The sequence below is a fragment of the Streptomyces sp. NPDC002884 genome (genome assembly GCF_040295245.1).
In the GTDB taxonomy this organism is placed as follows: domain Bacteria; phylum Actinomycetota; class Actinomycetes; order Streptomycetales; family Streptomycetaceae; genus Streptomyces.
In genome coordinates this window covers 109,220-124,786 of the sequence record NZ_JBEOVB010000008.1, presented here as the reverse complement: position 1 = coordinate 124,786, position 15,567 = coordinate 109,220, and the positions used below count along the sequence as shown (strand labels likewise).

Below are 15,567 nucleotides of genomic sequence, written 5' to 3'. Positions count from 1 at the left end.
CCGATCCGCCCGGGCGGGCCGCGAACCTAGCGTGGAGCCATGACCACATCCGTCTGCACCCGCGCTTCGAACGGCATGACGCGGCCTTCTCCGTACCCGTCCTTCGCGTCGTACGTCAGGGCCCGTCAGCCGGTGCTGCTGCGCACCGCACGGTCGCTGACCGCGAACCCGAGCGACGCGGAGGACCTGCTGCAGACCGCGCTCACCAAGACGTACGTCGCGTGGGAGCGGATCGAGGACCACCGGGCGCTCGACGGCTATGTCCGCCGGGCCCTGCTGAACACCCGCACATCGCAATGGCGCAAGCGCAAGGTCGACGAGTTCGTGTGCGACGAGCTGCCGGAGCCGGATCCGGTCGCCTCCGCGGACGACCCGGCGGAGCGGCAGGCGCTGCACGACGCCATGTGGCGGGCGATCATGAAGCTGCCCGCGCGGCAGCGGGCGATGGTGGTCCTCAGGTACTACGAGGACCTCAGTGAGGTCCAGACGGCCGAGGTGCTCGGTGTCTCGGTGGGTACGGTGAAGTCGGCGGTGTCACGGGCGCTCGGCAAGCTGCGCGAGGACCCTGAGCTGGTCCTTGTCCGCTGACGGGGCCCGATCTCGCGGCCCGCGGCGGGGTCCGGCCGACGCCGTGACCTGATCGATCACCGCTCCCTAGTGACATACCGCGCGGTATGTGCGCAGAATCAGCACAACCGTTACCACCGCGCAGGCAATGTCGCCGCCCTGGGAGGACGCCGTGCTGAGCACCATGCAGGACGTACCGCTGACCGTGACCCGCATTCTCGAACACGGTGTGCTGGTGCACGGCCGGTCCCAGATCACCACCTGGACAGGTGAGAGCGAACCGCAGCGACGCAGTTTCGCCGAGGCGGGCACCCGGGCGGTGCAGCTGGCGAACGCCCTGCGCGACGACCTCGGCGTCCGCGGCGACGACCGGGTCGCCACACTGATGTGGAACAACGCCGAGCACGTCGAGGCGTACTTCGCGATCCCCTCCATGGGCGCGGTGCTGCACACCCTCAACCTGCGCCTCCCGGCCGAGCAGCTGGTGTGGATCGTCAACCACGCCGCCGACAAGGTCGTCATAGTCAACGGTTCGCTGCTCCCGCTGCTCGCGCCCCTGCTGCCGAAGCTGCCCACGGTCGAGCACGTCGTCGTCTCGGGTCCGGGTGACCGCTCGCTCCTCGAGGGCGCCCACGCGCGCGTGCACGAGTACGAGGAGCTGATCGCGGACAAGCCGAAGACCTTCGACTGGCCCGAGCTGGACGAACGCCAGGCCGCCGCCATGTGTTACACCTCCGGGACCACGGGCGACCCCAAGGGCGTGGTCTACAGCCACCGTTCGATCTACCTGCACTCCATGCAGGTGAACATGGCCGAGTCGATGGGCCTGACCGACCAGGACACCTCGCTCGTCGTCGTCCCGCAGTTCCACGTCAACGCCTGGGGACTGCCGCACGCCACCTTCATGACCGGCATCAACATGCTGATGCCGGACCGCTTCCTCCAGCCCGCGCCCCTCGCCGAGATGATCGAGAGCGAGAAGCCGACCCACGCGGCCGCCGTCCCCACCATCTGGCAGGGCCTGCTGGCCGAGCTCACCGCCAAGCCGCGGGACGTCTCCTCCCTCACCCAGGTCACCATCGGCGGATCGGCCTGTCCGCCCTCCCTCATGACCGCGTTCGACGAGCTGGGCATGCGGGTCTGCCACGCCTGGGGCATGACGGAGACCTCCCCGCTCGGGACCATCGCCCGTCCGCCGGCCCACGCGGTCGGCACCGACGCGGAACTCGGCTACCGCCTCACCCAGGGCCGCTTCCCGGCCGGCGTCGAGGGCCGTCTCACCGGCCCCGGCGGCGAACGCCTCCCCTGGGACGGCGAGTCCGCGGGCGAGCTGGAGGTGCGCGGCACGTGGATCGCCGGCGCCTACTACAACGGCCCCGACGGAGAGCCCCTGCGCCCCGCCGACAAGTTCAGCGAGGACGGCTGGCTGAAGACGGGCGACGTCGGCACCATCTCCCCCGACGGCTTCCTCACCCTCACCGACCGCGCCAAGGACGTCATCAAGTCGGGCGGCGAGTGGATCTCGTCGGTCGACCTGGAGAACGCGCTGATGTCCCACCCCGACGTCGCCGAGGCCGCCGTCGTGGCCGTCCCGGACGACAAGTGGGGCGAGCGCCCGCTGGCCACGGTCGTCCTCAGGGAGGGCGCCATCACGGACTTCGAGGCCCTGCGCACCTTCCTCGCCGCCGAGGGCCGGATCGCCAAGTGGCAGCTCCCGGAGCGCTGGACGATCATCGGGTCGGTTCCGAAGACGAGCGTGGGCAAGTTCGACAAGAAGGTGCTGCGCAGGCAGTACGCCGAGGGCGAGCTGGACGTCACCCGGCTCTGACCCCGTCCGCCGCGCGCCGCGGCTGCCGCAGCGTGTGCGGCGGCCTCTGCGGCGGCCCGTGGCATCGGCGGTGGCGAGTCACGCATGTCGTGTACGCCGGGCAGGGCACCTCGCGGCCCCTGCCCGGCGTACGCCGTTCGCCGTTCGCCCGGTCGCAGACGGGCAGACTTCACCGTCGCGGCCGGGCGCAGAGTCCCGGTCGCGGCCCGGAGACGCGGCCCGGCCCGAAGTCCCGGTCGCGGCCCGGAGTCACGGGCGCAGGCCGACTCGGCGTCGTACGGCCGTGCTCGTCCAGCCCAGGACCAGCCAGGCGCCGGCCACCGCGACGACGCCACCCCAGCCGAAGCGGGTGAAGGCGAGGCCGGCCAGGGCCGAGGCGGTCGCGCCGCCGGCGAACCCCGCGACGACATAGGCGCTGTTCGCGGTGGCCGGGGCGGAGGTCGTCGTCAGGGCGAGGGTCTGGTTGGCGACGTGGGAGGCCACCAGAGCCGCGTGGATCACGATCGCGGCCACGAAGAGCGCCACGAGCACCTGCCCGCCCAGCCAGAACAGCGGGACCGAGACAGCGGCGAGAAGATACGCGTTGCGTACGACCTTCGCGGCGCCGAAACGGTCGACCAGGCCGCCCGCCAGCGGTGCGACGACGCTGGCGGCCAGCCCGAAGAGCCCGAAGAGGCCGGCGGTCGCGGTCGACAGGCCGTAGGACCCCTCGCCCGTCAGCAGCAGGGCCAGCGAGGTCCACAGGGCGCTCCAGGCGCCGTACATCCCGGCCTGGCGCACGCAGGCCCGCCACAGGTCGGGCGAGCGCCGCACCAGGCCCGGCATCGCGGTGAGACCGGCGAAGAGGTGGCCCTCGCGGGGGCGGTGGCGTTCGGCGGGGAGGGCGGCCGCGGTCAGCAGGCCCAGGATCGTGGTGAGGACGGCCGCGCCCACGAACACCGCCCGCCAGCCGAAGGCCTGCCCGGCCAGCCCGCCGAGGACGCGGGCCGCGACGATGCCGGTGAACAGCCCGGCGATGACGGCGGCCACGTGCCGGGCGCGCCGGTCGGCGGGGGCGCGGGCGGCGACCAGCGGCACGAGGAGCTGCGGGACGACGGTCGCGGCCGAGGCGACGAGCACGGCGGCCGCGAGCGCGCCGGTCCCGGCGGCCGTGGCCGCGGCGACCAGGGCCGCCGCGGTGACCAGGGAGAGGACGGCGACCAGTCGGCGCCGGTTCACGCGGTCGCCGAGCGGGGCGAAGACGAGCAGGCCGGCCGCGTAGCCGAACTGGGCGACCGAGGCGATCCAGGCCACGGCCGAGGGCGCCGAGCCGAAGTCGTGGGCGATGAGGGGGAGCAGCGGGGCCGCGAGGTAGATGTTGGCGGCCGTGACGGCGGTGCAGAGGGCGATGAGGACGAGGAGCAGCTCCTTGCGGCGACCCGTGGCCGCCACGGGTGCGACGTCCCGCGTATCCGGAGCGTCCCGCGTATCCGGAGCGTCCCGCGTATCCGGAGCGTCCCGGGCATCCGGAGCGTCCCGGGTCTCTCGCGTCTCCAGGGTCTCCAGGGTCTCCGGGGTCTCCCGGGACTCTCGGGGGGCTCGGACTTCTGTGGCTTCGGGCGACGACATGGTGCGGTGCTCCCACTCCGACATCTGGCATCTCGTATCTGGCGTCTGGCGTCTGGCGTGTGGCGTGTGGTGTGTGGTGTGTGGCGTGTGGCGTGTGGTGTGTGGCTTGTGATGCGACGGCAACCAACCAGTTGGTTGGAACGGAGGGGGAACAGTCTGGGGCGAGCGTGAATTCCCTGTCAACCAACTGGTTGGTTAGGCCCTCGCTACGATGACCCCATGGCAACCACCAGGGATCCCGAGGCCACCCGGGCCCGGATCTTCGAGGCCGCCGTCGCGGAGTTCGCCCGCTACGGCATCGCGGGCGCCCGCATCGACCGCATCGCCGCCGAAGCCAAGGCGAACAAGCAGCTGATCTACGCCTACTTCGGCAACAAGGCCGAGCTGTTCTCCCAGGTCCTCGGCCGCTCCATGGTGGACCTGGCCTCCGCCGTCCCGGTCGACCCGGACGACATCGAGGGCTGGCTGGACCGGCTGATGGACTACCACGCCGCCCACCCCGGGCTGCTGCGCCTGCTGTACTGGGAGGGCATCGAGTACGGCAGCACCGAGCTGCTGCCCGACGAGGCGCAACGCCAGAAGCACTACGCGCTCAAGGTCGCCGCCGTGCAGGACGGGCAGGACCGGGGAGTGATCTCCGACGCGATCCCGGCCCGCGACCTCTTCTTCCTGCTGATCGCGATGGCCAACTGGGCCGCCTTCGTCCCCCAGATGAGCCGCATCCTGGCCGGCTCCGAGGACGCCGACCGCGACCGCCTGCGCGCCTCCATCAAGGAGGCGGCGCGGCGGATGGTCGCCCGGCAGGACGGGCAGGACGACGGGTCCTAGTTGGTGCCGATCCGGGCCAGCAGATCCACGATCCTGCTCTGCACCTCGGCACTCGTCGACCGCTCGGCGAGGAAGAGGACCGTCTCCCCCGACGCCAGCCGCGGCAGGTCCGCCTGGTCGACGGCGGCCGTGTAGACGACCAGCGGAGTGCGGTTGAGCTGGCCGTTCGCCCGCAGCCAGTCCAGGATCCCGGACTGTCGGCGGTGCACCTGCATCAGGTCCATCACGACCAGGTTCGGCCGCAGTTGCCCGGCGAGCGTGACGGCGTCCGCGTCGCTCGCCGCCCGCGCCACCTGCATGCCGCGCCGCTCCAGCGTCGAGGTCAGGGCGAGGGCGATCTCGGCGTGCTCCTCGATGAGCAGCACCCGGGGCGGATGCTGCTCGCTGTCACGCGGCGCGAGCGCCTTCAGCAGAACGGCGGGATCGGCGCCGTACGCCGCCTCGCGCGTCGCCTGCCCGAGCCCCGCCGTGACCAGCACCGGAACCTCGGCGGCCACCGCGGCCGTGCGCAGCGACTGCAACGCCGTACGGGTGATCGGCCCGGTCAGCGGGTCCACGAACAGCGCGGCCGGGAAGGCGGCGATCTGCGCGTCGACCTCCTCGCGGGAGTGCACGATCACCGGCCGGTAGCCGCGGTCGCTGAGCGCCTGCTGCGTACTGACGTCCGGCGCCGGCCACACCAGCAGCCGACGCGGGTTGTCCAGCGGCTCCGGCGGCAGCTCGTCGTCCAGTGGCTGCGGCCGCGGGGGATCCGCCACCTCGACGGCCCCGCCGGGTCCGTCCAGCGGCTCGGGTCCCTCGGCGGCGTTCTCGTCCGGGGCGCCTATGGCGTACGACCGTCCGGCGCCGTCGGTCCCCGGCCCACCGGGCACGAGCCGCGACTGACCCGCGAGAGAGGGGTGCGGTACAGGGGTCTGTACGGGCGCGGCCGCGGGAGTCGCGCCGGGCGGCGGCGCCGGGACCTGCGCCACGGCGGGCTGCTCGCCCGACGGGTGCGGCCGTGCCGTCTGCTCCGGGCGCGTCGCCGGGTCGGGCGGAGTCCCCAGCTTGCGGCGCCGTCCGGAACCACCGGGGCTGTTCGGAGCGGGGGTGGCCGTGGACTGCGCCGACGGCAGCCCCGGCTGCGGGTGACGCATCGCCTGCGCCTGCTGCGCCTGCTGCGCCTGCTGAATCTGCTGCAACTGCTGTGCCTGCTGAACCTGCGCGGCCTGCCGGGTGAAGGGCACGCCCTGCCCCAGGGTCCGCACGCTGATCGCCCGACCCTGGGTCGAGTTGGGGTCCATGGGCCGGCCCGCCGCGGCCTCGGCGGGCAACGGCTGCGCCGCCCGCGGCTGCCCGACGGCGGCCTCGGGCGGAAGCGGAGTGCCACCGCTGGGCGTTGCCGCCGCAGGCGCGGGTTGCGCGGGCGCGGCGGCGGGGGCCGCTTCGGCCGGGAGCGGCCGGCCCTGGCCGGACACGTTCGGCACGGGGGCGGCCTGCGCGGGGAGCGGCTGGCCTGCGGTCGGCTGCCCGGGCAGCGGCTGCCCCGGGACGGGCCCGGCTGCCGGCACCGGCTGCGCGACGGCAGCGGCAGGCTGCGCGGCGGCGACGGGCTGTTCCCCTTGCTGCGGCTGCGATCGGGGCTGGGGCTGGACCTGCGCCGGGGCGGCGACCTCAGCAGCCTGAGCGACGGCCCGTCGACGGCGCCCGGTCGGCGCGTTCGTCGGGTGCGGCTGGGGCGGGGTGTGGTCGTCGGCCTGGCCGTGCGGGACGGCGTCGTGCCGCCCGTGGTCGATCGCGGAATCCTCGGCGGCACTCTGAACGGGCGCCTGACCCTGGACGGGCACCTGAGCCGGAACGGGCACCTGAGCCGGAACGGGCACCTGCCCCTGAACCGGCACTTGACCCTGAACCGGCACTTGACCCTGTACCGGTGCCTGACCCTGAACAGGCACGTGAGCCTGAACCGGCGCAGGGGCCTGTGCGGGAACCTGTGCCTGCGCGGGCACCTGCGCCTGTGCGGGCACCTGAACCGCTCCCAGCGCCTGCACCGCTCCCGGAACCGAAGCCGGAACCGGACCGGGCACGGAACCCGGAACCGGAATCGGCCCCACTACCCGGGCAGTCGGAGCGACCGGAGCGACCGGAGCGACCGGAGGGGTCGGAGGCGTCGGAGCGACCGGGGCTGCCGCACTCGTGCCGACGGAGCCGTCCGGCACCCGGTCGGCCTCCGCGGGAGGCAGGGCGAACACCGCGCGGGGCCCCGCCTCCTGCGCGGCAGCGCGCTCGTTCGCGGCGGCCAGGGCGCGCCGTCGCCTGCCCGTCGGCTGGCCGTCCTCCGTCTCCGCCTGCGCGGTGCCGGCGGGACCCGTCATCGGGGCCCCGGCCTGCGCGCCCGCGATCGCCGGCAGCGCGGGCGGCAGAGCGTTCTGCGGCTGCCGGCCGTCCGGTGCCTGTGCGGCCCGCTGTCCGCCCGGCGCGGGTACGCCCTGCGGCGGAACGGTGCCGCCGAGTCCCGTACCCGAGGCCGCGGTCCCCGCCGCGTGCTCCGCGGCGGTGACGACGGCGCCCTCGCTCACCCCGCCGTCGATCCCCACGGCCGTCCCCGCGTCGGCGCCCACGACGGCGACCTCGGCCGACCGTCCGCGCCGCCGGCCGGTGCCGCCGGAGCCCTCCGGGCCCTCGGCCTCGTCCATCGTGGGCGACACCTCACCCGGAGTCTCCTCCGCGGCCGCCGCTCCGGCCCGCCTGCGCCGCCGTCCGGTCGGCACCGCGGCGTCCGCCTCGGCACCGCCCTCCGCGGCCGGGACGTCGCCTTCCAGGAAGGCGTCCACGGAGGACCGCCGGGCCCGGCGGCGCCCACCGGCGCCGTACTCGCCCGGAACGTCCTCCTCCGAGGCCATGCCGGCCGCGGGTGCGCTGCCGGCACCGGCCGCGAGAGCGGGCAGGGCCATGGCCGCCGGAGCCGCCATGGCCCCCGCACCACCGCCCAACGGCACCTCCAGCACGTACGCGCTGCCGCTCATGCCCGGCACCTCGTGCGTCTGGAGCACGCCACCGTGCGCCCGCACGATGCCCCGCACGATCGGCTCGTGCACGGGGTCGCCGCCGGCGTACGGCCCGCGCACCTCGATGCGTACGACCTCGCCGCGCTGGGCGGCCGCCACCACGACCGTGTTGTCCATGTAACCGCCCGCCGAGACGGGCGCGTTGCCGGTGGCGTCGACGCCCGCGACGTCGGCCACGAGGTGCGCGAGCGCGGTCGCGAGGAGCCGCGCGTCGACCTCGGCCTCGATGGGCGGCGCGTGCACGGCGAACTGCACCCGGCCCGGCCCGATGAGATCCACCGCGCCGTCGACACCGGCGGCGACGACGGCGTCGAGCATCACCTTCGTCCGGGCGATGACCTCCGACCCGATGTCGAGACGCTGGTAGCCGAGCACGTTGTCGATGAGCGTGGTGATCCGCGAGTAGCCGGCCGACAGGTGATGGAGCACCTGGTTGGCCTCGGGCCAGAGCTGACCGGCGTCGTCCGCGGCGAGCGCCGCCAGCTCGCGGCGCAGTTCGTCCAGGGGCCCGCGCAGGGACGCCCCGAGCAGGGTGAGCAGCTGCTCGTGCCGCCCGGCGAGCGCCTCGTACCGGTCCTTCTCGCGTTCGCCGAGCGAGGCGTAGCGCTCCTCGCCGGCCGCGAGCTCCTCCTCGTGCCGCTCGCGCAGCTCCTCGAGCTCGCTCACATGCTGCTGGCGCAGCGCGGTGAGATCGGAGGCGTGCTCCTCGGAGAGCTTCTCCAACTCCTCCGCGTGCCGCTTCTCGACGTCGTCCTTCTCCTCGGCGAGGGCGTCGAAGGGGCGCCGGTCGGTGAAGGTCATGACGGCGCCGACGAGCTGATCGCCGTCGCGCACGGGCGCGGTCGTCAGATCGACCGCGACCCGGTCACCGCTCTTGGACCACAGCACCTGCCCGCGCACCCGGTGCTTGCGCCCGGAGCGCAGGGTGTCGGCGAGCGGCGACTCGTCGTACGGGAACGGCGAGCCGTCGGCGCGGGAGTGCAGTACGAGCGTGTGCAGTTCCTTGGCGCCGAGATCGCTGGCCCGGTATCCCAGTATCTGGGCGGCGGCCGGGTTGACGAGGACGATCCGTCCGTCGGTGTCGGTGCCCACGACGCCCTCGGACGCGGCCCGCAGGATCATCTCGGTCTGCCGCTGCGAACGCGCCAGCTCGGCCTCGGTGTCGACGGTCCCGGACAGGTCGCGTACGACGAGCATCAGCAGTTCGTCGGAGGCGGAGGAGTAGCCGTAGCCGTCGTAGGCCTGCTGGCCGTTCTCGAGGTTGGCGCTGGTGACCTCGACCGGGAACTCGCTGCCGTCGGTGCGGCGCGCGACCATCCGGGTCGGCTTGGTCCGCCCGCGCGGGTCCATGTGATCGGGCCGCCGCATGGACCCCGGGATGAGCTTGGAGTCGAACTGCGGCAGCAGATCGAGCAGCCCGCGCCCCACCAGAGCCGTACCCGGTGTCTCGAACGCCTCGAGCGCGATGGTGTTCGCGTTGACGACTGTCCCGTTGGCGTTGACCAGCACCAACGCATCGGGGAGCGCGTCGAGTATGGCTGCGAGGCGAGCAGCGCCTCGGGATGGCCTGCTGCTCACGAGTCGCTTCCTCCCTGTTACCGCACCTTGCCGACCGTTCGGGCCATCTTGCCAACCGGCCCGCACCGTGTCACGCGAGGGAGTCTAAGGGCTGGGGTCCCGTCGGCGGCGCCGGATGAGAGGGAGCTCGCACGACGAAGTGACACAGAACGTATGTCCTCACCTGTCGTGGCCTGTCCCTGGGCAGGGCGGACGGCTCCCGTGCCCGCCCGCCGCCTGCCCGGACTTCGCGGGACCTTCGCGCCACCTTTACGGAACCGGTGCTTCCGCCACGCGTCGCCTGTACGCGCACGACCGCGAACACGAAAGCGGCGTCCTCGGGAGCCGTCGGGAGTCCCCGGGATTCCTTGAGGCATCGGCATCGGCATCGGCATTGGTATCGGCGTCGGACACCGGCCGCGGCGCCCCGGCACGCGTCAGCGGGCGGCCGGACGCAGGTCGGGCAGCAGCGGCACGAGCCGGTCCCACCGCTCCATCCGGCAGCCGTTGCTGCGGTCGTACGTCGCGTCGACCGGGCGCCCGGCCCAGCGGCCGGTGACGTGGGCGGTGGCCGGTCCGCCGTACCGCATGGTGCAGACGCCGTCGTCCGGCGCGGGCGCGAAGGCGTCCCTGCCCCAGCGGGTGTTGCGGTCCACGGCGCGACAGGCGCTTCCCACGTCTGGGTGACTGCCACCTCCGGGGTGGCAGTACAGATCGAACGTCCCGTCCGCCCGTCCGCCCGCGTGCCGGACGGTGACCGTGAGGTGATCGCCGGAGACCCGGTCCTCCTCCCGGACGGGCGGAGGCGAAAGCGGAGTGAGTGGAGTGAGTGGGGTGACGCCGGCGACGGCGGCGACGGCCTCGGCCGTCCCGGCGGCGTACGCGGTGACCGGACCGGTGGCGGACGAGGCGACCACGACGGCACAGGCGGCGGCGGAAGCGGCGACGGCGAACCGTCGGAGCGGGGTGACCTGGAACATGACAGGACTAACGCCACGCCCCCGACGACGTTGCGCCCCGGCAACCGCTTTGCCCTGCGGCCCACCTGGCTAGTACCGTGGACGCCGATTGGTGACACGCCGCTCGACTGTGTCATCATCTGCACGCACCACTCGCACACACGCGAGCGGTTGTGCTGGAGGCGTCGCCTAGTCCGGTCTATGGCGCCGCACTGCTAATGCGGTTTGGGACTTCAATCCCATCGAGGGTTCAAATCCCTCCGCCTCCGCGCGATCACCGAAGCCCCGGTCCCTCCGACCGGGGCTTCGGTGTTTCCCGGGAGCCCCCTTGAGGGGCGTTTCCGCAGCTCACAAGCGGTATGGCAAACGGATTTCACATGTCGGCGGCAGTCATGTAATGTTCTTCCTGTCGCCGCGAGCGGGCCGCAAGGGCCGGGAGCGGGAGACAGGAAAACCGAATAACAAGCACTCGTAGCTTAACGGATAGAGCATCTGACTACGGATCAGAAGGTTGCAGGTTCGAATCCTGCCGAGTGCACACAGACCAAAGGCCCCGGAGAGATCCGGGGCCTTTGGCGTTTCGGGACGTACGGCAGTGAAGTACAGCAACGGTTGATGTCGGCCGCCGGCAGAGCGGTGATCGAGAACGCCGAACCACTCGACCTGATCGTCCTGGACGACGGCGGGCGGAGCGTCACCGTCCGACTGCCGTCCCCGGCTCCGCGGCACGGCTGCCATGCCGCCGGCATCCTCATCCGCGGCGGCTTCGTGAACGCCGCCGTACGGATCGGCTTCGACGCCGACGCCCTCGACGACCGGGCGGCGCTCCTGGCGCCGAACGGCTCACGGCGGCCCGGGAGCGGTTGGCCGCCGTTCGGGGGAGGATTCGAGAAGAAAACCCGCTCGGCCCATAAAGTGCGGAATGGGATACGTAGAAATTAATTAAGAAACGCTCTCCTCGTATTTAACAACGGCAGGGTCACTCATTTGCTGCGCATCTGGAGGAGGCGGAGTGGCGTTAGCGGGATATGACGAAAGCAAGGTCTCAGGGCCTGCCTCGACGCAACGCGAGGACGGATAATCTGCCTGCGGTCCGTGATCTGACAGTGGGGAAATATCTTTTCCCGCCCGGTGTGGCAAGCTCGGAGCCTGCGGTACAGAGCGCTGTGATCGGGGGCGGTGCGTGGGTCGAACGTCAGATCACCGAGCCACTGCTCCGCGAGTTCCTCGCGCTGCTGGAGGCGATCCAGGAGGAACTCGATTCTCGATGGAGCGGCCAGGAGAACTTCGGCCGGCACGTGGACCACGCCCGACGGGCGCACTCCTATGAATCATGACTATGTAGATCCGTCCTTTGTTCGGAATGATTGGTATTCCGGCGCATATTCCTACGGGTCGGACACCGGCTGGAACGGTGGACCCGTCGAGAACGTGCACGCGGGGGTCCCGCTGACCCCGCCCGACGCGGGCTGGGACCCGGTCGAGGAACTCGCCTATCTCATGCAGGAGGCGGTTCCGGCGGAGCAGCCGGCCAGGGTGCCGCCACCTCGCAGTGAGTCCTCGTCCGGCGTCGACTTCAGCGATCCGATGGAAGGCCTGGCGCAGATCACCGCGCAGCTGCCGCCTCCCCGACGCTCTTCCGCCGGGCACCGGAAGATGCGAGGTGGAAAATTCCGCCGCAAGTGGTTGCAGACCGGCAGCTTCGTCATCGTCGCACTCGTTGCCGTCATCGTGGCGATGGTCAGCGTCTTCGGCGGCATGGTGGCTTACGCGCCACTCCAGAACATCACCTCCAAAACCGGAGGTGGAATGGTCTCGTCGTGGCCCCTTCTCGTCTACGGCCCCTGGATGGTGGCCTCTCTCTCCATCCTCAGGACCGCCCTGCATCAGCGCCGAGCTGTGCACTCGTGGTTCATCGTTCTGCTCTTCTCCTCCGTCGCGATAATGCTGTGCGTCGCGCAGGCGGACAAGACCTTCACCGGTATCGCGGGGGCTTCCTTGCCCGCTCTCGCGTCCCTCGCGTGCTTCCAGCAACTCGTCCGGCAAATCACCTTGACCCTGCCGCCGCGACAGGGCACGCGCCGCCACCGCCAGTAGCGTCCGGGTCCGGCGGTATTTCGATCGGCGTCCTGCCCGATACGCCCTCTGCTCTGCTCGGCTCTCTTTCCTGCTCGTGTCTGTTCGTGAGGTGCGAGGGGAGGGACACTGTCCGGCATGCCTGTTTCGTTGCATCACATCGTGATCGACGCTCATGATCTGCCCGGCCTCGCCCGCTTCTGGGCCGGGGTGTTGAGGTGGCGGATCCTGTCCGAGCGGGAGCGGGAGGTGGTGATCGGGGCGGACGAGACGTCCCCGGTGGGGATCTGCTTCATGCCGGTGTCGGACCGCAAGGTCGTCAAGAACCGGCTGCACCTGGATCTGACCTCCGCGGCGGAGGACCGGGAGGCCGAGATCGAGCGCATCCTCGCGCTCGGCGCTCGTAGGGCGGACGTCGGCCAGAGCGGTGACGAGTCGTGGACCGTGCTGGCCGATCCGGAGGGGAACGAGTTCTGCGTGGTGCGCCCGAAAGAGAACCTCGTTCGGTAGACGACGGCTCCCCGTCCCGTACGCGCGCCGGTGCTGATCGGGGCGCCGTTCGGTCCTGCCGTACGGAGGCGAAGGGCGGCGGCCGCAATCAGCTGTCGTGGAGGCGGAGTTCCTCCCGGTAGGTGTGGGCCAGCGTGGTGGCGCGGGTGAACCAGTCCGTCAGGACGGCGGTCTCCTGGGGGGAGTAGTCCGCGAAGAGGGCGTCGAGGCGGGCGTAGTACGGCTCGTAGAGGGCGTGGACGCGGGCGACCGCGGAGGGGATCGCCTCGACGCGGACCCGGCGGCGGTCCTCGGGGTCGGGGCGGCGGGTGACGTAGCCGGCGCGTTCCAGGCGGTTGAGGATGCCGGTCACGGCGCCCGTCGTGACGTGGACGCGGGTCGCGAGGTCGCCGGCGGTGAGGAGGTTCTCGCCGGCCTGGATGACGTAGGCGAAGCAGGTCAGGTCGGTGACGCTCAGGCCCAGGCGCTGGGCCATCTCCTGCTGGCCGACCATGCTGGCCGCGATGAGGTCGTCCATCGCCGCGAGCGCTTGCGCGGGGGTGGCGGCGGGGCGGCCGTGGTGCGGCGGTGTCGGCTCGGCTGGCATCTCGGGGCTCTCTTGTTCCTGTGTTCTGGCGCGGCGGTCCGCGGACGTGGGTTTGTGCTGGGTCCTTGTTATCCGCTTTCGGTTTCTCTTACCCTCTAAGAGGTTCAGTACTGCAACTTCTTAGAGGGTGAGGGAAGCGTGGCGGGTCATCTGTACGACGAGGGGCACACGGTCGCCGGCTGGACCGGCGTCGGCATCGTGACCGTCGGGACCGCCCTGGCGGGGGTGGGGGTGTGTGCCGTCTCCGGGGTCCTGCTGGCCGGCGGGCTCGTGATCGTGGGGCTGGGCGCGCTGGTCACCTGGGGGCTGCATCTCACCGGGTGGGGCAAGCCGCCGGGGGTGCGGCCGAGGGCGGAGTGGGGGATGCGGGTCCGGGATCCGTGGGCCCGCGGCGGGCATCCCGGGTGTGTCGGATGCCGGCTCGCGGGGCGCTCGCCCAAGGCCCGGCCCGTGGTGTCAGTGCCTGGGCCTACCGTGGTGGGTGATGGCACAGGCATGGAAGTGCGCGGGGCTGCGGTGGTCGGCGGAGGGGCCGGAGCTGAGGTGGGACGGGGGGCGTCGTAGCCCGCTGTCCTGGGGGAAGCGGGTCTCCTTCGCGGTGGTGGAGGGGGGTGTGCGGGAGTGCGCGGGGGCTCGCGGGCACGCCTGCCCCTGGCGGGTGGTTGTACCGGCGAGGAGCGCGGGCGGGCGGTGCGAGGAGTGCGCGCGGCTGGACCGGGCGCACTCCGTCGCCGCGGACCGGGTCGCCGACGACCCGCGCCCGTACCGGGTGTACCTCGCCTGGTTCGGTCCCGGTCTGGTCAAGGTCGGGATCACGGCGGTCGAGCGGGGCTCGGTACGGCTGCTCGAACAGGGCGCCGTCTGCTTCAGCTGGCTCGGCAGCGGGCCGCTGATGGCCGCCCGGCGTACCGAGGAACTGCTGCGGGCCGCGCTGCGGGTGCCGGACCGGATCCCGTACGCCGAGAAGCGGGCGGTGCGGGCCGCGCTGCCGGAATCGGAGGGGGAACGGGCCGAGGAGATACGCGAGGTGTACGCGCGGGCCGTGGAACTGGGCGGCTGGCCCGATTCGTTGGAGCGTGCGCCCTTCCGTCCGGTCGATCACGTACGGGCGTTCGGGCTGACCGGGGCGCCGGCCGCCCTCGGGGAGATCGGTGAGCTCGTCCCCGGGGGCGCGGTGAGCGGGGAGCTCGTGGCCGCCGCCGGGCCCGATCTGCATCTCGCCGCTCCGGGCGGGGTGGTCGTGCTCGACACGCGGTTGATGAGGGGGTGGCGGCTGGTTCCGGTGTCCGGGGGCGAACCCGCCTTTCCCGTACGGCACTTCGAGGTCGGGGCGGACCATCTTCAGGACGGGCTGTTCTGAGGGGCGGCGCGGCGGGCAAAGGGGTGTGTCCGGGCAAAAGGCGCGGCCGGGTAAAGAGTTGGATCCCGCCGGGATCCCTTTCGGCAAGGAGGCTGGACCCGGGCGGGGCGCACGGCTGATCGTGGGCGACATGAGCGAACAGCGCATTGCACCTGTTGCCGCGTTCCAACCCCCCTACTACGCCGTGGTCTTCACCTCCCTGCGCACCGAGGGGGACGCCGGGTACGGCGAGACCGCCGAGCGGCTGGGCGAGCTGGTGAAGGACGTCCCCGGGTTCCTGGGGGAGGACTCGGCCCGCACCCCCGGCGGACTCGCGATCACCGTCGCCTACTTCCGCGATCTCGACGGGATCGAGCAGTGGCGGGCGCACGCCGAGCACCGGGCGGCCAAGGAGCACGGACGGGCGCACTGGTACGAGCGGTACTCCCTGCACATCGCCAAGGTGGAACACAGCCACGGCTTCGAGCGGACGTCCCAGGCGATTCTCACGGAGCCCGTGTCCTGAGGGCCGCACAGTGTGTCGTACCGGACATACGACCCCGCGAAGCCGACAGGGAGCAAGGGCTTCCCAGGTGTTGCCTGAGAGGCGCCTGTGCGTTTCTCAGGGAAATCACAGATTAGTGAAAGAGTGCTCTCAGGGG

Annotated in this window: 14 protein-coding genes and 2 tRNA genes; 12 read left to right on the top strand and 4 right to left on the bottom strand. The window is 72.0% G+C overall.

What is annotated here, in order from left to right; translation table 11 throughout:
• The first annotated feature begins 39 nt into the window (after window positions 1-39).
• Together ABT070_RS18880 and ABT070_RS18875 are read left to right on the top strand one after the other, a co-directional pair.
• Entirely contained in the window at window positions 40-588 is a 549-nt protein-coding gene (locus tag ABT070_RS18880) for a SigE family RNA polymerase sigma factor (protein ID WP_351761697.1), read from the top strand.
• Between the two features lie 127 nt (window positions 589-715).
• Window positions 716-2,395 (top strand): long-chain fatty acid--CoA ligase, encoded by a 1,680-nt coding sequence (locus ABT070_RS18875; RefSeq protein WP_351761695.1) that lies wholly within the window; start codon window positions 716-718, stop codon window positions 2,393-2,395.
• A 249-nt stretch (window positions 2,396-2,644) separates the two neighbouring features.
• On the opposite strand, the gene ABT070_RS18870 is transcribed toward ABT070_RS18875, so the two are convergent.
• Entirely contained in the window at window positions 2,645-3,826 is a 1,182-nt protein-coding gene (locus tag ABT070_RS18870) for an MFS transporter (RefSeq protein ID WP_351761692.1), read from the bottom strand.
• Window positions 3,827-4,222: 396 nt separating this feature from the next.
• On the opposite strand from ABT070_RS18870, the gene ABT070_RS18865 reads away from it, so the two are divergent.
• Window positions 4,223-4,831, top strand: a complete 609-nt coding sequence (locus ABT070_RS18865; RefSeq protein ID WP_351761690.1) for a TetR/AcrR family transcriptional regulator — start codon at window positions 4,223-4,225, stop codon at window positions 4,829-4,831.
• On the opposite strand, the gene ABT070_RS18860 is transcribed toward ABT070_RS18865, so the two are convergent.
• Together ABT070_RS18860 and ABT070_RS18855 are read right to left on the bottom strand one after the other, a co-directional pair.
• Window positions 4,828-9,456 (bottom strand): PAS domain-containing protein, encoded by a 4,629-nt coding sequence (locus ABT070_RS18860; RefSeq protein WP_351761687.1) that lies wholly within the window; start codon window positions 9,454-9,456, stop codon window positions 4,828-4,830. The two genes, ABT070_RS18865 and ABT070_RS18860, sit on opposite strands and share 4 nt — an antisense overlap.
• Window positions 9,457-9,872: 416 nt before the next feature.
• Complete coding sequence (locus tag ABT070_RS18855; protein ID WP_351761685.1) at window positions 9,873-10,415, bottom strand: SSI family serine proteinase inhibitor; 543 nt, start codon at window positions 10,413-10,415, stop codon at window positions 9,873-9,875.
• Between the two features lie 157 nt (window positions 10,416-10,572).
• Here ABT070_RS18855 and ABT070_RS18850 point away from each other — a divergent pair.
• The 6 genes from ABT070_RS18850 (at window position 10,573) to ABT070_RS18825 (ending at window position 12,980) form a co-directional block, all read left to right on the top strand.
• Window positions 10,573-10,663, top strand: a tRNA-Ser gene (locus ABT070_RS18850).
• A gap of 196 nt (window positions 10,664-10,859) precedes the next feature.
• Window positions 10,860-10,932 (top strand) — tRNA-Arg (locus tag ABT070_RS18845).
• A gap of 77 nt (window positions 10,933-11,009) precedes the next feature.
• Entirely contained in the window at window positions 11,010-11,336 is a 327-nt protein-coding gene (locus ABT070_RS18840) for a hypothetical protein (RefSeq protein ID WP_351761682.1), read from the top strand.
• A 191-nt stretch (window positions 11,337-11,527) separates the two neighbouring features.
• On the top strand, window positions 11,528-11,731 hold the full coding sequence (locus ABT070_RS18835) for a hypothetical protein (RefSeq protein ID WP_351761680.1): 204 nt from the start codon (window positions 11,528-11,530) through the stop codon (window positions 11,729-11,731).
• Window positions 11,721-12,491 carry a DUF2637 domain-containing protein gene (locus ABT070_RS18830; RefSeq protein WP_351761678.1) on the top strand — a complete coding sequence of 257 codons (771 nt, stop codon included), beginning with the start codon at window positions 11,721-11,723 and terminating at the stop codon, window positions 12,489-12,491. The genes ABT070_RS18835 and ABT070_RS18830 overlap by 11 nt, the downstream gene beginning before the upstream one ends.
• A 117-nt stretch (window positions 12,492-12,608) precedes the next feature.
• Window positions 12,609-12,980, top strand: coding sequence for a VOC family protein (locus ABT070_RS18825; RefSeq protein ID WP_351761676.1), 372 nt, complete (start codon window positions 12,609-12,611; stop codon window positions 12,978-12,980).
• Between the two features lie 88 nt (window positions 12,981-13,068).
• Here the strand turns inward: ABT070_RS18825 and ABT070_RS18820 are convergent, their stop codons facing one another.
• Complete coding sequence (locus tag ABT070_RS18820) at window positions 13,069-13,566, bottom strand: MarR family winged helix-turn-helix transcriptional regulator (RefSeq protein WP_351761673.1); 498 nt, start codon at window positions 13,564-13,566, stop codon at window positions 13,069-13,071.
• A gap of 138 nt (window positions 13,567-13,704) precedes the next feature.
• Here ABT070_RS18820 and ABT070_RS18815 point away from each other — a divergent pair, with 138 nt between their 5' ends.
• From ABT070_RS18815 to ABT070_RS18805, 3 genes are all read left to right on the top strand, one after another.
• Window positions 13,705-14,130 (top strand): HGxxPAAW family protein, encoded by a 426-nt coding sequence (locus ABT070_RS18815; protein WP_351761670.1) that lies wholly within the window; start codon window positions 13,705-13,707, stop codon window positions 14,128-14,130.
• Complete coding sequence (locus ABT070_RS18810; protein ID WP_351761668.1) at window positions 14,051-14,926, top strand: DUF2797 domain-containing protein; 876 nt, start codon at window positions 14,051-14,053, stop codon at window positions 14,924-14,926. Before ABT070_RS18815 ends, ABT070_RS18810 begins: the two co-directional genes overlap by 80 nt.
• Window positions 14,927-15,056: 130 nt before the next feature.
• Window positions 15,057-15,431, top strand: coding sequence for an antibiotic biosynthesis monooxygenase family protein (locus tag ABT070_RS18805; protein WP_351761665.1), 375 nt, complete (start codon window positions 15,057-15,059; stop codon window positions 15,429-15,431).
• Window positions 15,432-15,567: the final 136 nt, after the last annotated feature.